Annotated in this window: 15 protein-coding genes; 10 read left to right on the top strand and 5 right to left on the bottom strand. The window is 72.0% G+C overall.

What is annotated here, in order from left to right:
* Window positions 1-71: 71 nt before the first annotated feature.
* Window positions 72-1,301 carry a cytochrome P450 family protein gene (locus tag AC07EG_RS24205; RefSeq protein WP_478255441.1) on the bottom strand — a complete coding sequence of 410 codons (1,230 nt, stop codon included), beginning with the start codon at window positions 1,299-1,301 and terminating at the stop codon, window positions 72-74.
* Between the two features lie 360 nt (window positions 1,302-1,661).
* Between AC07EG_RS24205 and AC07EG_RS24200 the strand changes: the two genes are divergently transcribed.
* From AC07EG_RS24200 to AC07EG_RS24165, 8 genes are all read left to right on the top strand, one after another.
* Window positions 1,662-7,508: a type I polyketide synthase gene (locus tag AC07EG_RS24200; protein ID WP_478255440.1), complete on the top strand. Its 5,847-nt coding sequence runs from the start codon at window positions 1,662-1,664 to the stop codon at window positions 7,506-7,508.
* A gap of 2 nt (window positions 7,509-7,510) precedes the next feature.
* Window positions 7,511-8,002 carry an acyl-CoA thioesterase gene (locus tag AC07EG_RS24195; RefSeq protein ID WP_478255439.1) on the top strand — a complete coding sequence of 164 codons (492 nt, stop codon included), beginning with the start codon at window positions 7,511-7,513 and terminating at the stop codon, window positions 8,000-8,002.
* 2 nt (window positions 8,003-8,004) lie between these two features.
* Window positions 8,005-8,604 carry a flavin reductase family protein gene (locus tag AC07EG_RS24190; RefSeq protein WP_478255438.1) on the top strand — a complete coding sequence of 200 codons (600 nt, stop codon included), beginning with the start codon at window positions 8,005-8,007 and terminating at the stop codon, window positions 8,602-8,604.
* Window positions 8,585-9,664, top strand: a complete 1,080-nt coding sequence (locus tag AC07EG_RS24185; protein ID WP_478255437.1) for an NAD-dependent epimerase/dehydratase family protein — start codon at window positions 8,585-8,587, stop codon at window positions 9,662-9,664. The genes AC07EG_RS24190 and AC07EG_RS24185 overlap by 20 nt, the downstream gene beginning before the upstream one ends.
* Window positions 9,661-9,897: a DUF6222 family protein gene (locus AC07EG_RS24180; protein WP_478255436.1), complete on the top strand. Its 237-nt coding sequence runs from the start codon at window positions 9,661-9,663 to the stop codon at window positions 9,895-9,897. The genes AC07EG_RS24185 and AC07EG_RS24180 overlap by 4 nt, the downstream gene beginning before the upstream one ends.
* 209 nt (window positions 9,898-10,106) lie before the next feature.
* A complete protein-coding gene (locus AC07EG_RS24175; protein ID WP_478255448.1) occupies window positions 10,107-11,639 on the top strand; it encodes an acyl-CoA carboxylase subunit beta in 1,533 nt (510 codons plus the stop codon).
* Complete coding sequence (locus AC07EG_RS24170) at window positions 11,636-11,845, top strand: acyl-CoA carboxylase epsilon subunit (RefSeq protein WP_478255435.1); 210 nt, start codon at window positions 11,636-11,638, stop codon at window positions 11,843-11,845. Before AC07EG_RS24175 ends, AC07EG_RS24170 begins: the two co-directional genes overlap by 4 nt.
* Window positions 11,846-11,937: 92 nt before the next feature.
* Window positions 11,938-12,075 (top strand): hypothetical protein, encoded by a 138-nt coding sequence (locus AC07EG_RS24165; protein ID WP_478255434.1) that lies wholly within the window; start codon window positions 11,938-11,940, stop codon window positions 12,073-12,075.
* Between the two features lie 126 nt (window positions 12,076-12,201).
* On the opposite strand, the gene AC07EG_RS24160 is transcribed toward AC07EG_RS24165, so the two are convergent.
* Complete coding sequence (locus tag AC07EG_RS24160) at window positions 12,202-13,239, bottom strand: DNA polymerase IV (protein WP_478255433.1); 1,038 nt, start codon at window positions 13,237-13,239, stop codon at window positions 12,202-12,204.
* Window positions 13,240-13,327: 88 nt separating this feature from the next.
* Here AC07EG_RS24160 and AC07EG_RS24155 point away from each other — a divergent pair, with 88 nt between their 5' ends.
* Window positions 13,328-13,828, top strand: coding sequence for an SRPBCC family protein (locus tag AC07EG_RS24155; protein WP_478255432.1), 501 nt, complete (start codon window positions 13,328-13,330; stop codon window positions 13,826-13,828).
* 31 nt (window positions 13,829-13,859) lie between these two features.
* Window positions 13,860-15,254, top strand: coding sequence for an alpha/beta hydrolase family protein (locus AC07EG_RS24150; RefSeq protein ID WP_478255431.1), 1,395 nt, complete (start codon window positions 13,860-13,862; stop codon window positions 15,252-15,254).
* 225 nt (window positions 15,255-15,479) lie between these two features.
* Here AC07EG_RS24150 and AC07EG_RS24145 read toward each other — a convergent pair whose 3' ends face one another.
* From AC07EG_RS24145 to AC07EG_RS24135, 3 genes are all read right to left on the bottom strand, one after another.
* A complete protein-coding gene (locus AC07EG_RS24145; protein ID WP_478255430.1) occupies window positions 15,480-16,022 on the bottom strand; it encodes a carboxymuconolactone decarboxylase family protein in 543 nt (180 codons plus the stop codon).
* A gap of 12 nt (window positions 16,023-16,034) precedes the next feature.
* A complete protein-coding gene (locus AC07EG_RS24140) occupies window positions 16,035-16,457 on the bottom strand; it encodes a DUF6187 family protein (RefSeq protein ID WP_478255429.1) in 423 nt (140 codons plus the stop codon).
* A partial coding sequence (locus AC07EG_RS24135; protein ID WP_478255428.1) for an FAD-dependent oxidoreductase occupies window positions 16,450-17,736 on the bottom strand: 1,287 nt, incomplete at its 5' end. The genes AC07EG_RS24135 and AC07EG_RS24140, both read right to left, overlap by 8 nt.

The following is a 17,736-nucleotide window of genomic DNA, read 5'->3' as shown; positions in this document are numbered from 1 at the left end:
ACAAAAAACTCGCGCTGGGGGGTTTTTCTTCCCGGCGGACCTCGGGGGAGAACCCCCCCTCCACGGGTCGGTCAGGCGGCGGGCTTCAGGACCACCGGCAGGGAGCGGTGCCCGTTCATGATGAAGGTCGGCAGCGGCTGCAGTTCCTCACGCGGAACCGCCAGGTCCAGCTCGGGGAAGCGGGCGAACAGCGTGGACAGGCCGATCGTCGCCACCGCGCGGGCGATGCCGGCGCCGAGGCAGAAGTGCGGACCGAGGCCGAACGACAGGTGGTCCTTGTCCTCGCGGGTGATGTCGAAGACGTCGGCGCTGTCGCCGTGCACGGCGGGGTCGCGGCCGATGGCGCTGTAGTTCACCAGCAGCGCGTCACCCTTGGGAATGGTGACGCCGTCCAGCTCGATGTCCTCCACGGCGTACCGCAGCGGCAGGTGCGCCAGCGGCGACTCCACGCGCAGCGTCTCGTCGATCACCGCGTCCCACGACAGCTGCCCGCTGGTGACCAGGTCCAGCTGGTCCCGGTGGGTCAGCAGCGCGGTGATGGCGTTGTCGAAGAAGTTGATCGTGGTCTCCGAACCGGCACCGAGGATGGCGAAGATGGTGTCGGTCAGTTCCTCTTCGGACAGTCGCGTGCCGTCCTCGTCGCGGGAGGCGATCAGGTCGCTGGTGATGTCCTCACCGGGGTTCGCCCGCTTCTCGGCGATCAGCTCGGCCATCGCGCCGCGCCAGCCGCCGAGGATGGCCTGGGCCTGCTCCGGGGTGACGGTGGTGTCCACCATCATGTCGATCACCTTGGCGGTGCTCTGCCGCGCCGCCTCGCCCATCCCGATCAGGTCGGCGACCAGCATCGCGGGCAGCGGGTAGGCGAACCGCTCGCGCAGGTCGACCACCTCGCCGGCGGGCACCTGCTCCAGCGCGCCGATCAGCAGCTCGGTCAGCTCGTGGATGCGGGGCTTGATCGCCTCGGTGCGGCGGCGGGTGAACGCCTTGCCGACCAGGCGGCGCAGCCGGACGTGGTCCTTGCCGTAGGCGGTGACCATGTTGTCCATCGCGATCCAGCTGATCATCTCCCAGTCACGCGGGATCTCGCCGTTGATGAACGCCGGCCAGTGGTTGCGCGCGCTCTTGGTGACCCGCGGGTCGGTGAGCACCTGCTTGATCTCGGCGTAGCCGTTCAGCGACCACACCACCACCCCGCCGGGCAGTTCCACCTGCACCGCCGCGCCCTGCTTGCGCAGGCCGTCGGCTTCGGCGTGGATGTCCCGGCCGGTGGTGTCCAGTGCGTAGGGGCAGCGTTTCTCCATCTGATCTCTCCCGGATTTCGTGCCAGAGGCCCCCGGAATGCCGGCGGGGCTGTCGCACTGCGGATGCTACGGGCGGGTTTTCCGCCGGTGAAGGCATTCGGCGGGTTCCGGCAATTGAGGAGAGCCCCGCCTTCTCCGGTATTGCCGTTCCCGGTGCCGGGGTGAGCGAACTACGGCCGCGGCGTGAAGAATGCACGGCGGACGACGGAAGAAGCTCGCTCGAGCCCCGCTGACCTGCGCGAAGGGCCCTGCGGCGCTGGGCACAATGGGAGAAGACGCCGTCCATCCGCCGCTGCATGCTGGATCTCGATCGTGTGTACCTCGCGGTGACGAGAAATAAGGACTGATGGGGAGTGCGGCGTGAGTGTTGAGCGGATTTCGATTGTCGGCATCGGTCTCAGCTACCCCGACGCCAGTTCTCCGGACGAGCTCTGGGAGAACGTGCTGGCGGGGCGGCGAGCTTTCCGCCGGCTACCCGACGAGCGGATGAACCGCGAGGACTACTTCTCGCCCGACCCCGAGGCGCCGGACCGGTTCTACGCCGAGAAGGCCGCGGTGCTGCGGGACTTCGAGTTCGACCGGGTCAAGTACAAGGTGGCCGGCAGCACCTTCCGGACCACCGACATGACCCACTGGCTGGCGCTGGACGTGGCCGCCAGGGCGCTCGCCGACGCGGGCTTCCCCGACGGGGAGGGCCTGCCGAAGCTGAGCACCGGCGTCGTCCTGGGCAACAGCCTCACCGGTGAGTTCTCCCGGGCGAACATCATGCGCCTGCGCTGGCCGTACGTCCGCCGCACGGTGGCCGCCGCGCTGGCCGAGAAGGGCTGGGGCGAAGAGGACGTCGCCACCTTCCTCGGGGAGCTGGAGGTCCAGTACAAGGCGCCGTTCCCGGAGATCAACGAGGACACCCTGGCCGGTGGCCTGGCCAACACCATCGCCGGGCGCATCTGCAACTACTTCGACCTCGGCGGCGGCGGGTTCACCGTGGACGGTGCCTGCTCCTCCTCGCTGCTGTCCATCGTGACCGCGGCCAACGCGCTGGTCGAGCACGACGTGGACGTGGCGCTCGCCGGTGGGGTGGACCTCTCGATCGACCCGTTCGAGGTGATCGGCTTCGCCAAGACCGGCGCGCTGGCCACCGGCGAGATGAAGGTCTACGACGCCGACTCCAACGGCTTCTGGCCCGGTGAGGGCTCCGGCATGGTCGTGCTGATGCGCGAGGAGGACGCGATCGCCCGCGGCGCCCGCATCTACGCGACGCTGGCGGGCTGGGGCGTTTCCTCCGACGGCAAGGGCGGCATCACCCGGCCGGAGGCCGCCGGTCACCGCCTCGCCCTGACCCGCGCCTACCAGCGCGCCGGGTACGGCGTGGAATCCGTCTCCTACTTCGAGGGCCACGGCACCGGCACCGCGCTCGGCGACGAGACCGAGATCATCGCGCTGTCCGGGGCCCGCCGCGACGCCGACCCGACGGCGGAGAAGGCGGCGCTGGGCACCATCAAGGGCAACTTCGGCCACACCAAGGCCGCCGCCGGCATCGCCGGGCTGATCAAGGCGACGCTGGCGGTCTACCACCAGGTGATCCCGCCGGGCACCGGGCAGAACGAGCCGCACCCGCTGCTCACCGCCGACGACGCCACCATGTACGTGCCGCGCGAGGCGGGTCTTTTCCCGGCGGGCAAGGAGATCCGCGCCGGTGTCTCGGCGATGGGCTTCGGCGGCATCAACTCGCACGTCACCGTCGAGCAGGGCCCGGCCATCGAGCGCCGGGAGGACCTCGACGAGCGCACCCGCGCGCTGGTCACCGGCCGCCAGGACGCCGAACTGCTGCTGCTCGACGCCGAGGACCTGACCCAGCTGCGCGACCGCGTGGCCGAGCTGGTCGCCGTCGCGGCGAAGCTGTCCATGGCCGAGCTGACCGACCTGGCGGGCACGCTCGCCGGTGAGCTCTCCGGCGGCGCCGCCCGCGCCGCGATCGTGGCCACCAACCCCGACGACGCCGCACGCAAGCTGGACCGGCTGCGCGGCCGCCTCGACGGTGGGGAGACCAGCGTCTTCAGCGCCTCGGAAGGCATCTACGCCGGCAACCGCAACGCCACCCCGAAGATCGCCTTCCTGTTCCCCGGCCAGGGTTCCGGCCGCGGGGCGGTCGGCGCGATCCGGCGCCGGTTCACCGCCGCCGAGGAGATCTTCCAGACCGCGGGCCTGCCCACCGGCGGCGACCAGGTGGCCACCGAGGTGGCCCAGCCCCGGATCGTCACCGGCTCGCTGGCCGCGCTGCGGGTGCTGCGCGGGCTCGGCATCGAGGCCGACACCGCCGTCGGGCACAGCCTCGGCGAGCTGACCGCCCTGCACTGGGGTGGCGCGATGGACGAGCAGCAGGTGCTGCGCCTGGCCGGGATCCGCGGCAAGGTGATGGCCACCGCCAGCGACGGCGGTGGCGCGATGGCCGGGTTGCAGGCCGAGCCCAACCAGGCCGAGTTGTTCGCCGACGGCGAGGACGTGGTCATCGCCGGGTACAACGCCCCGCGCCAGACCGTGCTCTCCGGCCCCGCCGACGCCATCGACCGCGTCTGCGAGAAGGCCCGCGCCCAGGGGGTGACCGCCACCCGCATCAACGTTTCGCACGCCTTCCACTCGCCGCTGGTCGAACCGGCCGCGGTGGCGATGACCGAGCAGCTCGACGGTTTCGGCTTCGACCGGCTCACCCGCCCGGTGATCTCCACGGTGACCGGTGACGTGCTGCACGCCGCGGAGAACCTGGCCGAACTGCTGCGCGACCAGATCGTGCAGCCGGTCCGCTTCCGCGAAGCCGCCGCCAAGGCCGCCGAGCGCAGCGACCTGGTGGTCGAGGTCGGCCCCGGCCGCGTGCTGGCCGGGTTGTTCAGCGAGATCGCGCCGGACACGCCGGTGCTCTCGGTGGACACCGACAGCGGCTCGCTCTCGGCGGTGCTCGGCGTGGCCGGTGCGGCCTTCGCGCTCGGCGCCGCGCTCGACACCGCCGCGTTGTTCGCCGGTCGCGTGGTCCGCCCGCTGCCGCTGGACGGCGAGATGTCGTTCCTGGAAAGCCCGTGCGAGGCCGCCCCGTCGATCGACCTGGAACTGCTGCGCAGCCAGCAGAGCGCCGAAGCCAAGGCGACCGCCGCCGCGAAGGCCGAGTCCACCCCCGACGCCGACGCCAGCAGCACCCTCGACCTGCTGCGCAAGCTCGCGGCCGAACGGGTGGAACTGCCGCTGGAGACGGTCACCGCGGACACGCACCCGCTCGACGACCTGCACCTGTCCTCGATCACCGTGGGCCAGATCGTCAACGACGTGACCCGCGCGCTCGGCCGCCCGCCGCTGGAGGGCATGCCGAACTTCGCCACCGTCTGCCTCGGCGAGCTGGCCGAGATGATCGACGAGCTGGCCGAGACCGCGCAGCGCACCGACAACGACGCCCCCAAGGGCGAGGTGCCCGGCGTCGCCCCGTGGGTGCGGCCGTTCGCGGTGCAGTACGTGCGGGCCCCGCGCCCCTTCGCCGACATCGGTTCCGGCGGCACCACCGCCGACTGGACGGTGTTCTCCACCGACGACCACCCGCTGGCCGAGCCGCTGCGGTCGGCGCTGGCCGCGGCCGGCCTCGGGGACGGTGTGCTGCTCTGCCTGCCGCCGGACGCCGACGAAAGCCACGTCGGGCTGTTCCTCGACGCGGGCCGCGCGGTGATGGGCGCGCCCTCCGGCACCCGCTTCGTGCTGGTGCAGCAGGGACTCGGCGCCTCGGGCCTGGCCAAGACGCTGCGCCTGGAGGACCCGTCGATCCGCACCACGATCGTCGACCTGCCCGACGCCGCGGCCACCAACCCGCTGGCCGTCGAAGAGGCGATGGGCTTCGTGGTCAGCGAGGTCGCCTCGACCATCGACTTCGCCGAGGCCCGCTACGACGCCGCCGGCAACCGCTGGGTGCCGGTGCTCAAGCCGCTGCCCGCGCCGCCGGAGGACCCCGGCCCGTCGCCGCTGTCCGCCGGGGACGTGCTGCTGGTCACCGGTGGTGGCAAGGGCATCACCGCGGAGAGCGCGCTGGCCATCGCCAAGGAGTCCGGCGCCAAACTGGCCCTGCTCGGCCGCAGCCTGCCGGAGAACGACACCGAGCTGTCGGAGAACCTCGACCGGATGCGGGCGGCGGGCATCGACTACCGCTACGAATCCGCCGACGTCACCTCCGCCGAGCAGATCAAGGACGCGGTCGACCGGATGCAGGCCGAACTCGGTGCGGTGACCGCGATCCTGCACGGTGCCGGGCGCAACGAGCCCAGCGCGTTGTTCAGCCTGACCGAGGAGACCTTCCAGAAGACGCTGGCGCCGAAGATCGACGGCCTCAAGGCGGTGCTCGCCGCGGTCGACGAGGACAGGATCAAGCTGCTGGTCACCTTCGGCAGCATCATCGGCCGCGCCGGGCTCCGCGGTGAGGCGCACTACGCCACCGCCAACGACTGGATGACCGAGCTGACCCTGCGCTTCGGCCGGGAGCACCCGGACGCCAAGGTGCTCGCACTGGAGTGGTCGGTCTGGTCCGGGGCCGGCATGGGCGAGAAGCTCGGCGTGGTCGGTGCCCTGATGCGCGACGGCATCACGCCGATCCCCACCGAGAACGGCATCGAGATGCTGCGCCAGGTCCTCGCCGACCCGGACTCGCCGCCGGTGCTGGTGGTCTGCGGCCGGACCGGTGGCCTGGCCACCCTGCCGGTGGAACGCCAGGAACTGCCGCTGACCCGGTTCGTCGACCGCGCGGTGGTGCACTACCCGGGCGTCGAGCTGATCACCGAGGCCGACCTGTCCGCGGGCAGCGACCCGTACCTGGCCGACCACCTGCTCGACGGCGACCTGCTCTTCCCCGCGGTGATCGGCATGGAGGCGATGACCCAGGTGGCCGCCGCGGTCACCGGGCAGAGCGGCCCGCCGGTGCTGGAGAACGTCGAGTTCCTGCGGCCGATCGTGGTCTCGCCGGGCGGCTCGACCACCATCCGGCTGGCCGCGCTGGCCCGCAACGGCGAAACGGTGGACGTGGTGATCCGCAGCGAGGACACCGGGTTCAGCGCCGACCACTTCCGGGCCAGGCTGCGCTTCGGCAGGCCGGACCTGGCCGGTGAGCCGGGTGCCTTCGCCGACCTGAGCAACCCGCTGCCGCTGGTCCCGGTCGACCCGGTGACCGAGCTGTACGGCACGGTGTTGTTCCAGGGCAAGCGGTTCCAGCAGCTGACCGCCTACCGCCGGGCCAGTGCCAGGCACGCGGTGGCCGAGGTGGCCACCGACGCCGGTCACTCCTGGTTCGCGCCGTTCCTGCCGCAGCAGCGGCTGCTGGCCGACCCGGGCACCCGCGACACGATGATGCACGCGATCCAGTGCTGCGTGCCGGACGCGACCCTGCTGCCGCAGGGCATCGAGCGGCTGTACCTGGCCGACCCGGCCGACCAGGACGTGGAGTACGTGGTGCTCGACGCCCGCGAACGGTCGCAGGACGGCGACACCTACGTCTACGACCTCGACATCCGCGAGCCGGGTGGTGACCTGGTCGAGCGCTGGGAGGGGCTGTCGCTGCGGGCGGTCCGCAAGCGCGACGGCGCGGGCCCGTGGACGCCGTCGATGCTGGGTTCCTACCTGGAGCGGGCGTGCGAGCGGGTGCTCGGCGGCACCAGGGCGATCGTGGTCGAACCCGACCCGCTCGGCGTCGACGTCGGGGCCACCCCGGAGCGGCGGGCGCAGACGAAGCTGGCGCTCTCCCGGGCGCTGGGCCGTCCCGCCGAGGTGCAGTACCGGCCCGACGGCAAGCCCGAAACCGACGGCTTCGAGATCTCCGCTTCGCACAGCTCGCGGCTGACCCTGGCGGTCGCCGGCTTCGGGCAGCTGACCTGCGACGTGGAAACCGTGGTGGAACGCACCGACGACGACTGGGCCGGTCTGCTCGGCAGCGAGCTGCTGGCGGTCCGCGACCTGCTGGCCACCGAGACCGGCGAGTCGATCGCGGCGGCGAGCACCCGGGTGTGGAGCGCACTGGAGTGCATCCGCAAGACCGGCGAGATGACCCAGGCGCTGACCGTGCAGCAGGTGCACCCGGACGGGTGGGCGCTGCTGTCCAGCGGGCAGGCCCGCATCGCGACCTGGGCCACCACGATCGAAGACCGGCCGGACCCCGTGGTCTTCGCGGTACTCGAGGGAGAGGAAAGCTGAGAATGTCGGGCTACTACGAGATCCGCCACACGGTCGGGTTCGAGGAGACCAACCTCGTCGGCAACGTCTACTACGTCAACTACCTGCGGTGGCAGGGGCGCTGCCGGGAGATGTTCCTCAAGGAGAAGGCGCCCGCGGTGCTCGAGGACGTCCGCGACGACCTGAAGCTGTTCACGCTGAAGGTCGAGTGCGAGTTCTTCTCCGAGATCACCGCCTTCGACGAGCTGTCCATCCGGATGCGGCTGGAGGAGCTGACCCAGACGCAGATCCAGTTCAGCTTCGACTACGTCCAGGTCACCGGCGGGCAGGAGAACCTGGTGGCCCGCGGCCGCCAGCGGATCGCCTGCATGCGCGGGCCGAACACGAACACCGTGCCCTCGCGGGTGCCGGAGCAGTTGCGCGAGGCGCTCGCGCCCTACGCCGAAGGTCCGAAGGCCGCGGCCGCCGTCAAGGAAGCCGCTGCAACGGCGGCGGCCAGGAGCAAGGGGGTCTGACCGTGTCGGAAACCGTGCAGTCAGCGGAAGAACAGGCCGCGCGGCCGGTGGCACCGCTGAAATCGCTGTCGGTGCTGCCCTCGCAGCGCCGCAAGCGGTTGACCACGCCGACCACGCTGCGCGAAGTCATGTCCCAGTTCGCCACCGGCATCACGGTGATCACCGCCGGCGGCGAGCGGGGGCACGGGATGACCGCGAACGCGTTCAGCTCGGTGTCGCTGGACCCGCCGATGGTGCTGTGCTGCGTTTCGCGGGCGGCCAGGATGCACGACGCGATCCTGTCGGCGAAGGCGTTCGCGGTCTCCATCCTCGGTGCCGAGCAGCGGGAACTGGCGCGGTACTTCGCCGACTGGCGGCGGCCGCGCGGGCTGGCCCAGTTCGACTCGGTCGACTGGTTCCCCGGCCCGCACACCGGTTCACCGCTGCTGTCCGGCTCGCTGGCCTGGGTCGAGTGCAACCTGGCCGAGGTCTACGAGGGCGGCGACCACTCGATCTTCCTCGGCAACGTGGTCAGCTCGAAGCGGGGCACCGGGCCGCAGGCGCTGACCTTCTTCGGCGGCGACTACCACCAGGTCGGTCCGGATGTCCGCGCCTCGGCCTGAGCTGGTCGTCACCGTGACCGGTGGCACCGGGTTCGCCGGTGCCCACTCGGTCGCGGCGATCACCGCCCGCGGGCACCGCGTCCGGTTGCTGGCGCGGGACCCGGCTTCGGCCGGTCCCGCGCTGGAACCGCTCGGCGTGGACCCGGGCGCGGTCGAGGTGGTGGCCGGGGACGTCACCGACGAAGCCGCGGTGGCCGCCGCGGTCCGCGGTGCCGACGCGGTGCTGCACGCGGCCGCGGTCTACTCGTTCGACAGCCGTCAGCGGGCGGTGATGCGCGCGGTGAACGAGCGCGGCACCGAGGTCGTGCTGTCGGCGTCGCGGCGGGCGGGCGTCGGCCGGATCGTGCACGTGTCCAGCGTGGCGGCGTTGTTCCCGTCACCGGGCGAACTCGGCCCCGATTCGCCGGTGGGTGCCCCGCGGGAGACCTACCTGGCGACCAAGGCCGCCGCGGAATCGGTGGCGCGGCGGCACCAGGCCGAGGGCGTGCCGGTGGTGATCAGCTATCCACCGGCCCTGCTCGGCCCGCACGACCCGAAGCTCGGCGACCAGAACGCCCGGCTGCGCAACGTGTTGCGCGGCCTGATGCCGTTCTGGCCGCGTGGCGGACTGCCGATGGGCGACGTCCGCGACACCGCGGAACTGCACGCGCGGGTGCTGGAGGACCCCGGTCCCAACCGGGTCTTCGGCCCCAGCCGTCCGGTGTCCACCCGCGACTACCTGACCGCGGTGCGGGCGGTCACCGGCCGCGTGCTGCCCGCGGTGTTCCTGCCACCGGCCGCGCTGGTGCCGGTCGGCAGGCTGGCCGACCTCGTGCAGCGGGTCTGGCCGTGGCGGATCCCGGCGGAGTACGGCGCGATCTACGCCTGCGCCTGCGACGCGCGGGTCGCCGCGACCGCACCCACCGCGGGCCTGCGCCCGCGACCGCTGGCCGTGACCCTGACCGACACCGTGCGGTGGCTGCACCGCACGGGATACCTGTCCGACCGGCAGGCGGGCGTGCTGGGCACGCCACTGCCGGTTCCGTTGCTGACCCCGTCACCAGAAAGGGCTGTCCGATGAGCGCCGAATCCGTTCCCCAGCAGGCCGACGAGCACAACGAGCCGATCCCGCTGTTCGGCCGCGCCGAGCCGGCCGCTCCCGCCGCCGACGCGCACGACGCGCCCGACCCCCGCTGGCTCAGCGGCCCGCCGTACCCGTCGGTGCCGCGGCTGGGCCGGGGCCTGCGCTGGAGCGACCTGGTCGCGCAGATGGAGGCCGACCACGCCGAGCGAGAGGCCAGGAGGGCGGCGTGAGCGAGCGGACGGACGCCAACGCCTACGCGCTGGACCCCGGCCGGGCGGCTGCCGCCGGGCGCACCGGGTCCGCGCGCGCGGTGGGGGGTGACGACGTCGTTGTGCCGTTTCCCCGGCACCGCACCGAAGCCGGGCGAACGGGGCGCGCCCCGGCCGGCGGGCGGCAGCGTTCCGTCCGCGAACCCGGCCGGGACTTCTCCCGCCGGTCCATGGAACGGTTGCGCGAGCAGCGGGCCGCCCAGCGCGCCGAGATCGTCGAAGGCCGGCCGGAACGCCAGCACAAGCTCGGCAAGCTGACCGCGCGCGAGCGCATCGAGCTGCTGCTCGACGAGGACTCGTTCACCGAGGTCGAGCTGTACCGCAGGCACCAGCTGAGCGGGCCGAAGCTGGGGGAGAACCGGCCGTTCACCGACGGTGTGGTGGCCGGGTCCGGCACCATCGAGGGCCGCCGGGTCTTCGTCTACTCGCAGGACTTCACCCTGTTCGGCGGCTCGCTCGGGCAGGCGCACGCGGCGAAGATCCACAAGGTGATGGACCTGGCGCTGGCCACCGGTTCCCCGCTGATCGGGCTGAACGACAGCGGGGGCGCGCGGATCCAGGAGGGCGTGGAGGCCCTGCACGGCTACGGCGGCATCTTCCGCAGGCACGCGGCGGCGTCCGGGGTGATCCCGCAGATCAGCGTGATCCTCGGGCCGTGTGCCGGTGGGGCGGCGTACTCGCCGGCGCTGGCCGACTTCACCTTCATGGTCCGCGACACCGCCCGGATGTACCTGACCGGGCCGGACGTGGTCGAGGTGGTCAGCGGTGAGCGGGTCAGCCACGAGGAACTGGGTGGTGCCGACGTGCACGGCGAGCTGTCCGGCTCGGCGGCCGTGGTGCACGACGACGAGGAGAGCTGCCTCGCCGACGTCCGCTACCTGGTCTCGATGCTGCCGCGCAACAACCTCGAACCGGCCCCCCGCACGGTGGGCAGCGGGGCCGGGCAGGAGACGCGGCCGCGGCTGGCCGAGATCGTGCCGGTGGAGCCCAACCAGCCCTACGACATCCGCGAGGTGATCGCCGAGGTCGTCGACGACGAGGACTTCTTCGAGATCCACGAACTGTGGGCGCGCAACGTGGTGTGCGCGTTCGGGCGGGTGGACGGCGAGGTGGTCGGGGTGGTCGGCAACCAGCCGATGGTGCTGGCCGGGGTGCTGGACCGGGAGGCGTCGCAGAAGGCCGCGCGCTTCGTCCGGTTCTGCGACGCGTTCAACATCCCCCTGATCACCCTGGTCGACGTGCCGGGCTTCCTGCCGGGCACCGAGCAGGAGCACAACGGGGTGATCCGCCACGGCGCGAAGCTGCTCTACGCCTACTGCGAGGCGACCGTGCCGCGGATCCAGGTGGTGCTGCGCAAGGCGTACGGCGGCGCGTACATCGTGATGGACTCGCGGTCCATCGGCTGCGACCTGTCGCTGGCCTGGCCGACCAACGAGATCGCCGTGCTGGGGGCCGAGGGCGCGGTCAACGTGCTGTTCCGCAAGGAACTGGCGGCCGAGGAGGACCCGGAGCCGCTGCGCCAGGAGCTGATCGGCGCCTACACCGAGGAGTTCCTCGACCCGGCCTACGCCGCCGAACGCGGTCTGGTCGACGACGTGATCGACCCGGTGGACACCCGCGCCGCGATCGCCCGGGGGCTGGCCATGCTGCGTGACAAGCGGGCCGAGCGGCCGCGCCGCAAGCACGGGAACGTGCCGTTGTGAGCGGCGGCGAACCGCTGGTGCGGGTGGTCCGCGGCGAGCCGGACGACTTCGAGCTGGCCGCGGTCACCGTGGTGGTCGCGGCGCTGCTGGCGGCCGCCGGCAACGCCGTGCCGGAGGTGCCCGAGGTGCCCCGGCCACGCAGCGGCTGGGCCGACCGGTCCCGCATGCTGGGCGCCCCCCTTGCTCCAGGAGCGTGGAACTCCTAGGGAGATGCTCGGGTTCAAGCGGTACGTCAGCGGGAAATCAGTGACCTGCGGCACACTGACTGGACAGGCTCGAACGTGATGGAGGTCCGCTGATGGAGTACTCGGAAGCAGGGGAGAACCCCGGCACCACGCTGGCGCCGGACCTGATCGAGGAGGCCTTCGGCGTGGACACCGCGGTCCCGGCCCCCCGCGAATACGTCGAAGGCCCGATCGTGCTCGGCTACAACTGAGCTCCCGCGGTCGCAGTTCGTACTACGAACTAATATGGTTCGTAGTACGAACTCGCGGTCGGCTTCGCGCCTGAGCGCGGGCGGGTCCGTCCTGTCCGGTCCCGCCGGCGGTGCGCACGGCCGTGGCTAATCGTCAACCGGTGGGGTGAATTCGGCGCGGACGCCGAGCAGGCGCACCGGCCGCCGCACCTCGAAGCGGGCGAACGCGGTCAGCGCGGCCCGTTCCAGCTCGGCGCCGTCGGTGGTCGGGGCGGGCAGGGTGAGGCTGCGGGTCTGCGTGGTGAACGGGGCGAAGCGCACCTTCACCGCGACCCGCACCGCCGGCCGCTGCTCGGCCAGCACGTCTTCGGCGACCCGGGCGGCGAGCTTCCGGATCTCCTCGGCCAGCTCCGCCGGATCGGTGAGGTTCTCCTGGAACGTGATCTCCCGGCTGCGTGAGCGCGCCACCCACGGCGTGCCGGTCACCTCGGTGTCACCGACGCCGAGTGCCAGGATCCGGTACCAGGGTCCCATCGTCGGCCCGAACCGCGCGGCCAGCGCCGCCGGGTCCGCCTCGGCCAGCTCGGCCACTGTGGACAGTCCCAGCTCGGCGAGCTTCTTCGAGGTCCTGCGGCCGATGCCCCAGAGCGCTTCGGTGGGCCGCTCGTGCATCACCTCGGCCCAGTTCGCCCCGGTGAGCCGGAAGACCCCGGCCGGTTTGGCGAAGCCGGTGGCCAGCTTCGCGCGCAGCTTGTTGTCCCCGATGCCGACCGAAGAGGACAGTCCGGTCCGCTCGGCGATCGCGGCCCGGATCCGGCCGGCCAGTTCCTCGGGGTCGTCGGTCCGCGCGCCGATGAAGCCCTCGTCCCAGCCCAGCACCTCGACCACCACCGGGAACTCCCGCACCACGGCGAAAACCCGTTCGGAGACCTCTTCGTAGGCGGAGTTGTCGGCCGGCAGGAACACCGCGTCCGGGCAGCGCTTGGCGGCCAGCCGCAGCGGCGTGCCCGAGTCGATGCCGAAGGCGCGTGCCTCGTAGGAGGCGGTGGCCACCACCGCGCGCTCGTTCGGGTCGCCGTTGCCGCCGACGACCACCGGCTTCCCGCGCAGCTCCGGGTGCCGCGCGACCTCCACCGCGGCGATGAACTGGTCGAGGTCCACGTGCAGGACCCAGCTCGCTGGCATGGGCCCAGTGTGCACCGCGAGCCCGGGTTGACATGTGACCTTTTGGTCACATAAGCTGCCGTCGTACCCGCTGACCTGGAGGAAGACGATGACCACCGCGACCGACACCGTGCAGATCCACCGCGTCTACATCAGGGCGACGCCGGAGCGGATCTGGGCGGCGATCACCTCACCGGAGTGGAACGGCAAGTACGGCTACGGCGCCCCGGCGAAGTACGACCTGCGCCCGGGTGGCAAGTACGAGTCGTACGCCACCGAGGAGATGAAGGCGTACGACCCGAACCTCGGTGACGTCGCCGTGGACGGCGAGGTGATCGAGGCCGAGCCGCCGCGCAAGCTGGTGCAGACCTGGCGGATGTGCATGGACCAGGGCATGAAGGAAGAAGGGTTCACCCGGCTGACGTGGCAGATTGATCCCAGCACCGAAGGCGTCTGCAAGCTGACCGTGACCCACGAACTCAGCGGTGCGCCGAAGCTGGCGCAGATGGTCTCCGGCGCGATGGAGCACACCGGGGCCGGTGGCGGCTGGACCTTCGTGCTCAGCGACCTCAAGTCGCTGGTGGAGACCGGGGCGCCGATGGGCGGCTGACCCCTCCCGCTGACCTGCGAGGACGGAAACCATGGAGCTGCGCTCGAGGAGGTGGGGCAGGGCCGTGGTGCTGGTGGTCGTCCTGCTCGCCGGACTGCTCACCGCCACCCCCGCGACGGCCGCCTGGCGGCAGACCCACACCGGGGTCATCGACGGCGCCGCCTACCGCGTGGAGGTCCCGGAGCGCTGGAACGGCACGCTCGTGCTGTACAGCCACGCCTACTTCAGCGCCGGCCTGCCGATCCCGCCCGAGGTGTGGCTCGCGAACCGCAAGGAGACCGAGAACTGGTTGCTGGCCAACGGATACGCGTTGGCCGCCTCGGACTACCGTGGCCGCTTCGGGTTCGCGGTGGAACCGGCGCTGCGGGACCAGATCGCGGTGCTGGACTGGTTCGAGCGGCACGTCGGCAAGCCCCGGCGGACCGTCGCGAGCGGCATGTCGATGGGCGGTGGCATCGCGGTGCTGCTGGCCGAGCGGCACCCGCGGCGGATCTCCGGGGTGGTGGCCACCTGCGCCGACCTGGACCACCTGGCGCCGTACAACATGTCGCTGGACGTCACCTTCGCCATCCGGACGCTGCTGGCCCCGGACGAGGACATCGACCTGGTGCTGGCGGACGACCCGGCGGCCAGCACGCAGGCGCTGGTGGCCGCGGTCGAGCGGGCGCTGGCGACCCCGGCCGGCCGGGCGCGGCTGGCGCTCGCCGGGGCGTTCGCCAACCTGCCGCCCTGGCAGCACGCGCACCACGCCCCGCCGTCCGACCTGGTCGCGCGGATCACGCAGCAGGCGGGCTGGGCGAAGAGCGCCTCGTCGGCGCTGGGCCCGGCGGGCCGGGCGGACCTGGAACGCCGGGCGGGCGGGAACCCGGCTTGGAACGCCGGGGTGGACTACGGCGCTCAGCTGGCCCGGTCGAGCCGGCGGGGCCTGGTCGAGGAGGCCTACCGGGCCGCGGGCCTGGATGTGCGGGCCGACCTGGCGCGGTTGGCTGCCGCTCCGCGCATCACCGCGGACCCGGCGGCGACGGGGTACATGTACCGGTACGCGGTTCCGCACGGGATCACCCCGGCGCCGGTGCTGACCCTGCACAACGTCGGTGATGGCGGGGCGGCCACGGACCAGGAGAACTGGTACGCGGGGCAGGTCGCCCTGCGTGGTTCGGCGGGTCAGTTGCGCCAGGTGTTTTCGGCGCGGGGGAACCACTGCGCGTTCAGCGGGGCGGAGGAGATCGTCAGCCTGCGCACGATGTTTTCCCGGGTGGAGAGTGGCGTCTGGCCGGACACGTCCCCGGCGGCTTTGAACGCTGCGGCTTCGGGGTTCGGGCCGGAGTACCACGTGGTGACGAACTTCGGGGATTTCGCGGATGCGGTGATGGGGCCGTCGTTCGTGGAGCACGCGCCCGCGGGGTTGCAGCGGCCGTCCCGGTGAGTGGGGCACCAACCCCGATTTTTTCGGGTGACTACGGCGAAGACCTGGTTGTCAAGGCGGGAAAGATGCCTTGACAACCAGGTCTTCGCCGTGTTTTTGCTGTGGATCGGGGTGGGGCGGGGGAGGGTGGGTGGGTGGTTGGGGTTGGGTGCCCCGGCTGCCGGTTTGCGCCCCGATTTCCGTTGTGCTTTCTTGCTGTGCAGTTGTTCTTTTGTTCTTTTGGTGTCAGTCCAGCAGGGTGGCCAGGCCGGTGTAGCCGCCGTCGTGCAGGCGTTTGCCGGAGACGCCGAAGTAGTCCGGGGAAGCCTGCACCCCCAGGCCCTCCACCATCCGGTTCATGAAGTTGAACAGGGCGCACACCAGGACCGCGTCGTGCAGGGCCTGCTCGTCCCAGCCCGCCTCGTAGACGGCCTCGGCGTCGGCTTCGGTCATGCGGGAGGGGGTGCGGGTGAGTTTGCCGACGTAACGCAGGACCGGCTTCATCTTCGCGTCCACCGCCGAACCGTCGAGGTCGGTCAGGGCCGAGACCAGCAAACCCTCCGGCACGCCGAACTGCTCAGCGGTGACGGTGTGCACCCCGTGGCAGTAATCGCAGCCGTTGAGGCCCGAAACATAAGCGGCGATCAGTTCGCGCTCGCCCGCGCTGAACGGGGAAGGGGCGCGCATGACGAGTTCGTGGTAGTCGAGCAGCGGGCGAGCCGTTTCCGGGAACTTGCGGAACACCGAAAGCAGCGCCGAATCATCGCCCAGTGATTTCAGGAAAGACATCAGCGGAACCCCCTAAGCAACAGTGCGGTCGATTTCCTCGCGGCGCAGCCAGCAGGCCGCCAGGTACGCCACGGTGGCCGGACCCGCGTCGCCCAGCTCGCAATCGCCCAGCAGGCGCAGGGTTTGCTCCCACGCCAGCCGCAGCGAGGCGAAGTCCGCGGGTGGGCCGCCGGCGGCGAGCAGGGCGTCGCGGGCGGTGGTCCAGCGGGTGGTGCCCGCGGCGACCAGCGCGTCCAGCGAGAAGTGCAGTGGTGCGTCGTGGCGGGCGTGGTCGACCGCGAGGGTGACCTGGCCGGGATCGTCGAACAGCGAGGCGAGCCCGAGCCCGGCGAGCAGTCGCCGGGCGTCCAGGCCCATCAGGATGACGCCGGTTTCCGCCGACGCCGGCCCGTCCACCGCCGGCAAGGTGAACCGCGTGTCGTGCGGGCTAGACACCGGCGACCGCCTTCACCCGGGACAAGGGCGCACCCCGCTGCACACCGTGCGCCACCGCCGCCGCCACCCGCGCGGTGGCCACCCGGTGGCCGTCGATGTTGCGGGCCGCCGGGCCGAGCACCATGCCCGCCGCCGCGCCGACCGCGAACACCCGCGGGGCCCGGCAGTAGGCCAGCGACCGCTCGTCCAGGTCCGGCCAGCCGTTGCGCGCGCCGACCGCCTCCTCCGGCAGCAGCTGGTCGCCGATCCACGGCACCGTGCCCAGCGCGAGCGCGATGTCGTCACCGCGCACCACCGAGCCGCCTGCCAGCCGGACCTCACCGCCGCCGACCCCGGTGACCGCCTGCCCGCGGTGCACGACCAGCCGTCCTTCGGCCTCCGCCCGCTGCAGTCCCGGCCGGAACTCGAACATCACCGAGGCCCGCCGGTACCGGCTCATCAGGTCGAGGCGGTCCTCCCAGGACACGCTGTCGAACCGGTTGCGGCCCTCCGGCCGGAAGAAGGAGGAGTTCACGTCCGCGCACTGGTAGCGCTCGCCGGTCTCCCGCAGCACCCAGTGCACCTTCGCGCCGTTGGCCAGCCCGTTCGAGATGATGTGCGCGGCCGACAACCCGGCGCCGACCACGACGAGCTCCTCGACGCCGTCCGGTGCCCGCTCGTCCCAGTACCGCACGCCTCCGGGCACCTCCAGCCCCGGCCACCAGCCACCGGGTGCCTCCCGCCGCTCCTCGCCGGTGCACAGCACGACGAACCGCGCCGACACCTCGTGCCCGCCCGCGCACACCGTGACCGAATCCCGGCCGGGCAGCACCGCGTGCACCTCGGCCTGCCAGGTCCGTTCGGTCACCCGGTGGGTCGACGCGACCTGGCGGCAGTACGCCTCGAACACGTCGACCGGCACCACCGAGCGGTGCCCGGCCTGCGACATCCGGACCTCCCGGCGTTCCACCGGGGTCAGCCGCCCCCAGTTCAGCCGGGCGAAGTCCAGCAGCTCGCAGTCGCGGTAACCCTCCGCGCCGGGGTGGTGCTCGTAGGGGGAGCGCAGCACGCGCTGGCCGAGGGTGTCCACCCGGTCGAAGAACCGGCCGCAGGGCCGGGTCCCCCGATCGAACAGGACGATGTCGCGCACTCCGTGGTGCCAGAGCGCGGCGGCGACCGCCAGACCGGCCGGGCCGGCTCCGACGATCACCGCGTCGGGGGGGGGGGGGGGGGGGGGGGGGGGGGGGGAGGCGGGGAGCGGAGAAGGAGGGAGAGAGAAAGAGAGGAAGAAGAGGAAAGA

Source organism: Amycolatopsis sp. NPDC045836, from assembly GCF_056431745.1.
The sequence above is the reverse complement of the archived record's forward strand: the minus strand, read 5'-3'. Positions and strand labels throughout refer to the sequence as shown.